Raw genomic sequence first — 9,311 nt, 5'->3', positions numbered from 1 at the left:
CAGCGGACAAGGAAGTCGTCGATACAAGCGAAGGCGCACCGTCTCTGTTCCGAGGCGGTGCGCCTTCACGTATATTGGCCAAACAGTGTTGAAAACAAAGAGTTTTCACATTTTCAGGTTGATCCCGATCCTCTCAAGAGCCAAAAGGGTCGGATGGCGGAAAGGCCGGCGCCGGTGCGTCGGCTGCCTTTCAGGCCGTCTCTCGATCGTTTCACCGGGGTCCGTATTCAGGCATGGTTGATCTGCGAACGTCGAGAGCCCTGTCCGGTCGCCGGCGTCGGCGATACCGGCTGCGGGGAACCGCCGATGTCCGTAACCTGGCTGGATACCGTAACGGCGTCGCTCGGATGGCCGAGGCGGCGACGGCGCCTTCCCGCCCGTTGCCGTTCCCCAAGGCGCCGGGCGTCGGTCTTCGCGGTCGCCGGTTCCTGATCGTCAGCGCCCCCTTCGGCGGATTCGGCATGGCCTTGGGCGCTGTTCTGGAGGCGCGCGGCGCCGAGGTGCGTCGCATGATTTTCAACGCCGGGGATGCGCTCAACTGGCGCCGGTCCGGCGGCGTGGCGTTCAAGGCCTCGGCGGAGGCGTGGCGCGCGCGTGCGGCGGCCGTGCTGGCCGACTACACCGACGTGGTCCTGTTCGGCGAGGGCGGGCCCTACAACCGGGCGGTCCTGGCGCTGGGCGAGGCTTTGTCAGCCCGTGTGTGGGTGCTGGAGAACGGCTATTTCCGCCCGGATTGGGTGACGGTCGAACGGAACGGCGTCAACGCCTCCAGCGGCCTGCCGCGCTTTCGGGAAGGCTATCCGGCGCCGAGTCCGGAAGTGCCGGAAGTGCGACCGGTGGGTCGGATATTGCCCCACCACGTGGCCAACATCAGCCTGTATCACATCGCCCAGGGTGTCGGCGCCTTCGCCTTCCCCCGTCACGCCAATCACTACACCGCCTCGCCGTGGCGCCAGTGCGTCGGCCACGTGCGACGCTACTTCGGACTGATGGTGCGCGGTTCGGCCGACGACGCCATCGACCAGACGGCGGCGCGGGGACCGTTCTTCCTGGCCTGCCTTCAGCGCGAGGGCGACGCGCAACTGCTGCGATATTCGCGCTACGCCGACAACACCGCCTTCCTTGCCGCCGTGGTGCGCAGCTTCGCGGCGTCAGCGCCTGCCGACTGTCGGCTGCTGGTCAAGAATCACCCGCTTGACCCCGGCCTTGTCGACCTGGAGCGGATCACCCGCCGCCTGGCGGTCGAACGTGGCGTGCAGGACCGGGTCGACTTCATCGACGGCGGCAATCTGGCGCGCCTGTGCCGGGCGTCGCGCGGCATGGTTGTCAACAACTCCAGCGCCGCCCTGTCGGCCCTGGGTTTCCAGACGCCGGTTAAGGTTTTGGGCGACGCCTTCTTCGATTTCGATGGCCTGACCCATCAGGGTGAGATCGACAGCTTCTGGACAGACCCTCAGGCTCCTGACCCGGCGCTGTTCGCGCGCTTTCGGGCCCATGTGATCGCCCAGACCCAGGTGAACGGCAACTACCATGAGCCGCGCGCGATGAAGGCCACGGCTTCCGGCGTCGCCGCCGTGTTCGAAAAGGCCGCCGACTGAAGCGGGTGTGGCGCCAGCGTCACCCTCGGGCGCTGTCATACCGCTGTCATATAACTGTCGCCTAGCGTTCCGAGACGCCCCTTAGAGGGGGCCGCATTCCGGCGTGTCTTCCGCGCCGCGACGACCGCTCGGTCCTTATCAGCTGGGGATAGCTCAACATGACCTTCCGCAACCTGGCCTACGGCGCCTCCGCCGTGGCCATCATGATGTCGGCTTCGACGGCCGCCTTCGCTCAGGAAACCACGGGCGGCGTGGCCGGCGGGGTTTATGACGCCTCGGGCGCCCCGATCGCCGGCGCGACCGTCACGGTCGTCCACGCCCCGTCGGGCACCACCTCGACCACCATGACGGACGCCAACGGCCAGTTCTCGGTGCGCAGCCTGCGCGTCGGCGGCCCCTACGTCGTCACCTCGACCTCGCCGGCGGGCGACGCCGCGGCCCAGGTGCCGTCGATCGGCATCGGCACCCCCGTCTCGGTCGAGCTGGTCGTCGAAGGCGCCCAAGCCAACGCCGCCGACCTGGGCGACATCGTCGTCACCGGCGCGCGCGCCGGCGGCCTGCGCACCTCGCCCCGCAGCAACCTGAACCTGGCCGACATCGAAACGCTGCCGTCGATCGGCCGCGACATCAAGGATATCGTCCGCACCACGCCGTTCGCCACCACCGACCCGAGCAACAACGACGCCCTGTCGATCGGCGGCCAGAACACCCGCTACAACGCCATCCTGATCGACGGCGTCCGCCAGAGCGACGACTTCGGCCTGAACGGCAACGGCTATCCCTCGATCAACACGCCGATCTCGCGTTCGGTCCTGCAGGCGGTCAGCGTCGACGTGGCGCCCTACGGCGTGCAGTACGGCACCTTCACCGGCGGCGTGGTCAACATGGTGACCAAGTCGGGCGGAAACGACTTCCACGGCGAAGTCTTCTGGGAAAAGACCGACGACGGTCTGCGCGGCGACAGCTTCAGCTACAAGGACTTCGTCACCGGCGAACGCCAGAACCGCACCCTGAACGGCGAGTTCGAGGAAAAGAGCTGGGGCGCGACCCTCAGCGGCCCGATCCTACAGGACCGCCTGTTCTTCCTGTTGAACTACGAGAAGTTCGAATCGACCCAGCCGGTCCTTTCGGGCCCCGAAGGTTCCGGCGCGGTCAACGAGGTCGCGGGCATCACCCAGGCCCAGATCGACCAGGTCCGCGAAATCGCCCAGCGCGTCTATGGCTACGACGCCCTGGACTGGCGCGCAGACGCCCTGGAAGTCCAGGACGAAAAGTACTTCGCCAAGCTGGACTGGAACATCAACGACCAGCACCGCGCGGTCTTCTCGTATCAGCAGACCGAAGGCAGCGACCTGCGTCTGAACAACACCGTCACCAGCGGCAGCTACACCAGCGTCGGCCTGCTGTCGTCGGCCTACAACATCACCTCGGACCTGAAGGTCTACAAGGGCCAGCTGTTCTCGGACTGGACGGACAAGCTGTCGACCGAACTGTCGGTGTCCTACAAGACCCTGGAGAACGTCTCGCAAGGTCTGGGCGGCAACGACTTCGCCGCCATGCAGGTGTATCTGGACGCCCCGATTGGCGCGAACACCGGCGTCCGCCGCTCGATCCGCTTCGGTCCGGAACGGTCGCGCCACGCCAACGCCCTGACGGTCGACACCACCCTGTACCGCGCCGTCGCCAACTACGACACGGGCTACGGCCACCGCTTCACGGCGGGCTTCGAGCGCGAAGAGCAGGACATTTTCAACCTGTTCGTCCAGGTCGCGAACGGCGAGTACGAGTTCGCCTCGATCGCCGATTTCGAGGCGCGTCAGGCCTCCTCGATCGGCTATTCCAACGCCGCCTCGAACAACAAGTACGACGCCGCCGCCTCGTTCAGCTATGCGCTGAACAGCCTGTATATCCAGGACGAGTGGAAGCCGATCCCGGAACTGACCATCACCGCCGGCCTGCGCTACGACCTCTACACGTCGGACGACAAGCCGCTGCTGAACGAGGACTTCGTCGATCGCTTCGGCTTTGGCAACGACAAGAACCTGGACGGCATCGGCATCCTGCAGCCGCGCATCGCCTTCAACTGGCGCGCGCCGTGGGACATGACCGTGTACGGCGGTTTCGGCCGTTTCCAGGGCGGTTCGCCCAACGTCTGGATCTCGAACAGCTATTCGAACCCGGGCAACCTGATCGGCAGCTTCCAGTGCAAGATCGCGTCGAACTACCAGTCGCAGTTCGCCGGCAGCTTCAGCGTCTGTGATGCGGCCCAGCAGGCGGCCTTGCAGAACGTCAACGGCCTCGCCGTCAACCCGGTCGCCCAGGCCGAGGTGACCGAGAGCGCCGAATTGGGCACCGGCAACATCAACCTGATCGATCCGGCCTTCAAGACGCCGTCGATCTGGAAGGCGTCTATCGGCGTCAACAAGGCGTTTGACCTGAGCCCCTATCGTCTGGGCGACGGCTGGAACGTGACGGCCGAGTACGTGCACTCCGAACTGCAGGACGCCATCGGCTGGATCGACCTGAGCATGAACGAGACTCAGACCGGCGTCGCGCCGGACGGTCGTCCGGTCTATGGCCCCAACCCGACCCGTCGCGGCCAGCAGGTGCTGATGCTGACTAACCTGAAAGGCGGCGAGACCGACCAGTTCGCCTTCGCGGTCGGCAAGGACTGGTACGACGGCTGGCTGAACGGCTTCGGCTTTGACTTCTCCTACACCTATCTGGACGCCAAGGACCGCTCGCCGGGCACCTCGTCGACGGCGAGCTCGAACTTCGGCAACGCCGCGCTGTCGAATCCCAACGATCCGGCCCTGGCGGACTCGAACTACGAGATCGAGCACGCCCTGAAGCTGAGCCTGAAGTATTCGCGCGCCTTCTTCGGCGATTACCGGACCCGCATCGGCCTGTACGCGCAGCGTCGTTCGGGTCTGCCCTTCAGCTACACCTTCGGCACCAGCCCGGCGACGCTGTACGGCGAATACGTGACCACCCAGCGCCAGCTGCTGTACGTGCCGCAGGTCGACTCGTCGGGCAACGTCACGGCCACCAGCGACCCGCTGGTCCGTTACGGCTCTAGCTTCAACGTGTCGGCGTTCAACGACTTCCTGCACCGCACCGGTCTGATCGACTATGCGGGCGAGATTTCGCCGCGCAACGCCTTCAAGTCGCCCTACGTCACGACCGTGGACATGCACATCGAGCAAGAACTGCCGGCCTTCTTCCCCGGCGGCGCCAAGCTGATCGGCTACATGGACATCGAGAACCTGGGCAACCTGATCAACGACGAGTGGGGCGCCATCCAGCAGATCGGCTTCCCGTACACGTCGAACAACGTCTCGGCGACCCGCACCGGCGACCAGTACTACACGTACACCGGCTTCACCGAGCGCTCGCCGTCCACGTTCAGCACGAACTCGGTCTGGCAGATCAAGGTCGGCGTCCGCTACTCGTTCTAAGGCGAACGAACACTATAGGTTGGGAAGGGGCGGTCCGGCGACGGGCCGCCCTTTCTCTTTGGGGCCGTTGAAGTCGGGGGCGGTTGGGGCCATATGGCGCGGCTCCGCGTTTCGACCCTCATGAGGACGCCCGCATGACCGCGCCCATCCCCGCCGAATGGTCCCCGCACCGCGCCCTGTGGGTCGGCTGGCCCAGCCACGGCGACCTGTGGGAAGACAATCTCGAACCGGCCCAGGCCGAGGTCGAGGCCCTGGCGCGCGCCCTGGCCGGGCCGGGCCGGGAGCAGGTTAGGCTGATGGTCGGAAGCGACGAGGCGCTGGCCGACGCCCGCGCGCGCTTCGACGGCGTCACGGGCGTCGAGGTGGTCGCCGGCCGGTCCGGCGATATCTGGCTGCGCGACACCGGCCCGATCTTCGGCGCGGGCTCGACGACGGCCCAGGCCTTCCGCTTCAACGGCTGGGGCGGCAAGTACGAGCTGCCGCACGACGATGAGGTCGCGGATCAGATCGGTGCGCGCTCCGGCGTTCCTCTGACCCGTCACGACGTGGTGCTGGAAGGCGGCGCGCTGGACCATGACGGCGCGGGCACGGTCCTGACCACGCGCCAGTGCCTGCTGAACCCAAACCGCAATCCGGGCTGGACCCAAGAGGCGGCCGAGGCGGCGTTGGCCGAGGCGGTCGGGGCGCGAAAGGTGGTTTGGTTGGGCGACGGCCTGCTGAACGACCACACCGACGGCCATGTCGACAACCTGGCGCGCTTCGTCGCGCCGGGCGTGGTGGCCTGCCCGGTCGCCTGGGGTCGAAAGGATCCGAACGCCGAGGTCTATGACGCCACGGCGCGCGATCTGGCCGCCGCGACGGATGCGGACGGGCGGCCGCTGAAGGTGCTGCGCATCCCCTCGCCGGGCCTGGTCCTGGACGAGGACGAACGCCCCATTCCCGCCAGCCATATGAACTTCCTGATCGCCAACGGCGCCGTGATCGTGCCGAGCTACGGCGACGAGACCGCCGCGCGCCTGGCGTGCGAGGCCCTGGCCACGGTCTATCCGGACCGCGAGATCATCGCCCTGCCGTCGATCGCCATTCTGACCGGCGGCGGCTCTTTCCACTGCATCTCCCAGCAGGAGCCCGCCTGATGTCCCGCACCATCACCGTCGCCGGCCTCCAGACCGCCTATGGCGAGGACATGCAGGCCAATATCGACAAGACCGTCGATCTGATCCGTCAGGCGGCCGACAGGGGCGCGCAGGTGATCCTGCCTTCCGAACTGTTCCAGGGGCCCTATTTCTGCGTCAGCCAGGAGGAGCATTGGTTCGCCCATGCCTACGAATGGCGCGAACATCCCTGCGTCACCCAACTGGCGCCGGTCGCCAAGGCGCTGGGCGTGGCCATTCCCGTCTCGATCTTCGAGCGTGACGGGCCGCAGTACTACAACTCCCTGGTCATGCTGGACGCCGACGGCGAGGCCTTGGGCGTGTATCGCAAGAGCCACATCCCCGATGGGCCGGGCTATCAGGAAAAATACTACTTCCGGCCCGGCGACACCGGCTTCAAGGTCTGGAAGACCCGCTTCGGCCGGGTCGGCGTCGGCATCTGCTGGGACCAATGGTACCCGGAAACGGCGCGGGCGATGATGCTGCAGGGCGCCGAGGTGCTGATGTATCCGACCGCCATCGGGACCGAGCCGCACGACGACAGCCTGGACACCGCCGAACCGTGGCGGCGCGCCATGCAGGGCCATGCCGTGTCCAACGTCGTGCCGGTGGTCGGCGCCAATCGCATCGGCCACGAGCAGGTGACCGAGGCGGGCCAGACCTTCTACGGCCACAGCTTCATCGCCAACCATCGCGGCGATCTGGTCGAGAGCCTGGGCAAGGACGAGGAGGGCGTTCTGGTCCACAGCTTCGACCTGGACTTCCTGGATCGCCACCGGGCGGCCTGGGGCTTCTTCCGCGACCGGCGCACCGACCTTTACGGCCCGCTGCTGGGACCGCGCTAAACCGGGTCAGGCGGCGCGCACGTCCTGCGTCTCCTGCCGGGCGGCGGCCTGCTCCAAGGCGGCGTTGACGGCCTCATAGAGCCGCGCCTGGGTCACCGGCTTGGGCAGGTGCCCGTCCATGCCTGCCGCCAGGCAGCGGGCGGCGTCCTCAGGCATGGCGTCGGCGGTCACGGCCAGAATGGGGATGTCGCGCGCGGGCGCGTCCAGGGCGCGGATGGCCCGGGTCGCCGCCAGCCCGTCCATGCCGGGCATCCGCACGTCCATCAGCACCAGGTCCAGGGGCTTGGCGCCCACGGTGTCGATCGCCTCGCGCCCGTCCGCGGCCTCGAGCACGTCGCAATCGGCGGCCTGCATCATGATCCGCAGCAGGTCGCGGTTCACCGGATGGTCGTCGACGATCAACACCCGCATCCGCCGCTCCGACAGATCCTCGGCCTCGGCCGTGTTCGGCGCGGCCGCCGCCGGGGCGGGAACCTCCACGGTGAAGACCGAACCGTGGCCCTGCCGGCTCTCGACCGAGATCGTGCCGCCCATGCGGTCGATGTGTCCCTTCGCCAGAACCAGGCCGACCCCGGCGCCCTCGTGCGCCCGGCTGGTGGAGGCGTCGGCCTGTTCGAACAGACGGAACAGACCCGCCAGCGTGCCGGCGCACATGCCGCAGCCCGTGTCGGCCACCGTCACCCGCAGCCGGTCGTCCAGTCGGTCGACGCTCACGCTGATCGAGCCCTGGCTGGTGAACTTGGCCGCATTCAGCGTCAGGTGATGGATGATCTGGCGCAGGCGCCGCGCGTCGGTCAAGGCGGCGCCTTCGGCCTCCGGCGAGACCGTCAGATGGTGCGTCAGGCCGCGAATCTCGGCCCATTCGAAGGCGGGGGCGGCGGCGGATTCCACCAGGTCGCGCACGTCGACCGGGGCCATGACCACTTCGTCGCCGCCGCGCGAGACCTCCAGCAGATCCTCGACCAGACGCAGCATGGCCTCGCCACACTGGCGCACCGCCTCGACCTGACGCCGGCCCTCGGCGTCCAGCGACGGCCGGCGCGAAAGCAGGTCGGCGTAGCCGGTCACGCCTGTCAGCGGCGTGCGCATCTCGTGGCTCATCAAGGCCAGGAAGCGGGACTTGGCGGCGTCGGCCTGTTCGGCGCGCAGCCGCGCCTCCACCGCCGCCTGTGTGCGGCTGCGCAGGCGTGCGATCAGGCGTCGGCGCTCGCTGGACAGGGTGGTGATGGGCAGGGCCGTGCCCATGACCGCCAGCAGGAACAGGTGAAAGACGTTCAGCTGCCGCATGATCGTCGGCACGCCGGCCAGGTCCGTATCCTCGCTCAGCCGGGTCAACATCACCGGCCCGTGACCCGTCAACGTCGCCGCGCCGCCGATCACGCCGACCATCATGACCGCCGCGGCCGTCCAGGGAGGCGACAGCCTGAAGGCCAGCAGGATCAGCGGTGGAAAGACCATGAACAGGATCGGCGCCGAGGTCTGCCCGAACGCCCACAGGCAGATGACCGCCAGCAGGGTCAGCAGGCCCGCCACCTCGGTCGCGGGGGCCTGGGCGTCCTCGCGGAACCGATGCGTGCGCGCCAGCAGCAGCAGCGACGGCGCGACGATGGCCATGGCCAGCAGTTCCATGTCGAACAGATGGTGCAGCCGGAAACCAAGCGTGCCGGTGGGCAGTCGTCCGGCCCCGATCGCCACCAACCCCGCCAGCAGGGTGCTGAGCGCCACGGCCGGCGTCACGGCCAGAAGCATGAAACGCAGCAGGCGTTTGGGGCGGCGCATGTCCAGCGCCGCGCCGCAGAACCGTCGCGCCAGAACGGCGGCGACAGTGACCTGGATCAGGTTCAGTCCGGTGTTGATCCAGACGAAGGCCGGCGGATCGCCTCGCAGCACATTGGCCGCGAGATTGATGCCGACGCAGGCGGCCGCCACCAGCAGGGCGGGGCGTCGATGCAGTTGAAGCACGGCCGCCAGCAGCACGGCGTTGGCCAACCACAGCACGGTGGCGCCGAAGGTCTGCATGCTCCAGTGACCGACCAGCTGTGCGGCGACGTAAAGCACCACATAGGTCAGGGGCGGCGGACCCGCGACACGGCCGGCGTCATGACGGAAAAACCGCCAGCGACCGCGTCCGAACTTCACCCTCCCCAGGCTCATGCGTCCACCGTGCCGTGCAGGTCTTAAGATTTCGGTTTCGGCGCGACTAGGTAGATTTGCGGAACCGGCGAAGCGGCCCCGCCGTTCTCAGGCCCTCGCCTA

The 9,311-nt window shown here is 67.7% G+C and carries 5 protein-coding genes; 4 read left to right on the top strand and 1 reads right to left on the bottom strand.

Translation table 11 applies throughout. From position 1 onward, the window contains the following. Positions 1-347: 347 nt before the first annotated feature. From B2U11_RS05210 to aguB, 4 genes are all read left to right on the top strand, one after another. Positions 348-1,598 carry a capsular biosynthesis protein gene (locus B2U11_RS05210; RefSeq protein WP_292070386.1) on the top strand — a complete coding sequence of 417 codons (1,251 nt, stop codon included), beginning with the start codon at positions 348-350 and terminating at the stop codon, positions 1,596-1,598. A 158-nt stretch (positions 1,599-1,756) separates the two neighbouring features. After that, positions 1,757-5,056: a TonB-dependent receptor gene (locus tag B2U11_RS05205; RefSeq protein ID WP_292070385.1), complete on the top strand. Its 3,300-nt coding sequence runs from the start codon at positions 1,757-1,759 to the stop codon at positions 5,054-5,056. A gap of 134 nt (positions 5,057-5,190) precedes the next feature. Continuing rightward, positions 5,191-6,192 (top strand): agmatine deiminase family protein, encoded by a 1,002-nt coding sequence (locus B2U11_RS05200; protein ID WP_292070384.1) that lies wholly within the window; start codon positions 5,191-5,193, stop codon positions 6,190-6,192. Beyond that, the gene (aguB, locus tag B2U11_RS05195; protein ID WP_292070383.1) at positions 6,192-7,055 is read left to right on the top strand and encodes an N-carbamoylputrescine amidase; all 864 of its coding nucleotides are present in this window, start codon (positions 6,192-6,194) and stop codon (positions 7,053-7,055) included. The genes B2U11_RS05200 and aguB overlap by 1 nt, the downstream gene beginning before the upstream one ends. Before the next feature lie 6 nt (positions 7,056-7,061). On the opposite strand, the gene B2U11_RS05190 is transcribed toward aguB, so the two are convergent. Next, complete coding sequence (locus B2U11_RS05190) at positions 7,062-9,209, bottom strand: response regulator (RefSeq protein ID WP_292070382.1); 2,148 nt, start codon at positions 9,207-9,209, stop codon at positions 7,062-7,064. Positions 9,210-9,311: the final 102 nt, after the last annotated feature.

The sequence above is a fragment of the Brevundimonas sp. UBA7534 genome, assembly GCF_002479325.1.
Lineage (GTDB): Bacteria > Pseudomonadota > Alphaproteobacteria > Caulobacterales > Caulobacteraceae > Brevundimonas.
Note: the sequence above shows the minus strand (reverse complement) of the source record. Positions and strands in the feature narration are given on the sequence as shown.

Excerpts from the sequence above, each read along its gene's own strand:
- B2U11_RS05190 (WP_292070382.1), bottom strand. The coding sequence starts at position 9,209 with ATGAGCCTGGGGAGGGTGAAGTTCGGACGCGGTCGCTGGCGGTTTTTC.
- B2U11_RS05210 (WP_292070386.1), top strand. The coding sequence starts at position 348 with ATGGCCGAGGCGGCGACGGCGCCTTCCCGCCCGTTGCCGTTCCCCAAG.
- aguB (WP_292070383.1), top strand. The coding sequence starts at position 6,192 with ATGTCCCGCACCATCACCGTCGCCGGCCTCCAGACCGCCTATGGCGAG.
- B2U11_RS05200 (WP_292070384.1), top strand. The coding sequence starts at position 5,191 with ATGACCGCGCCCATCCCCGCCGAATGGTCCCCGCACCGCGCCCTGTGG.
- B2U11_RS05205 (WP_292070385.1), top strand. The coding sequence starts at position 1,757 with ATGACCTTCCGCAACCTGGCCTACGGCGCCTCCGCCGTGGCCATCATG.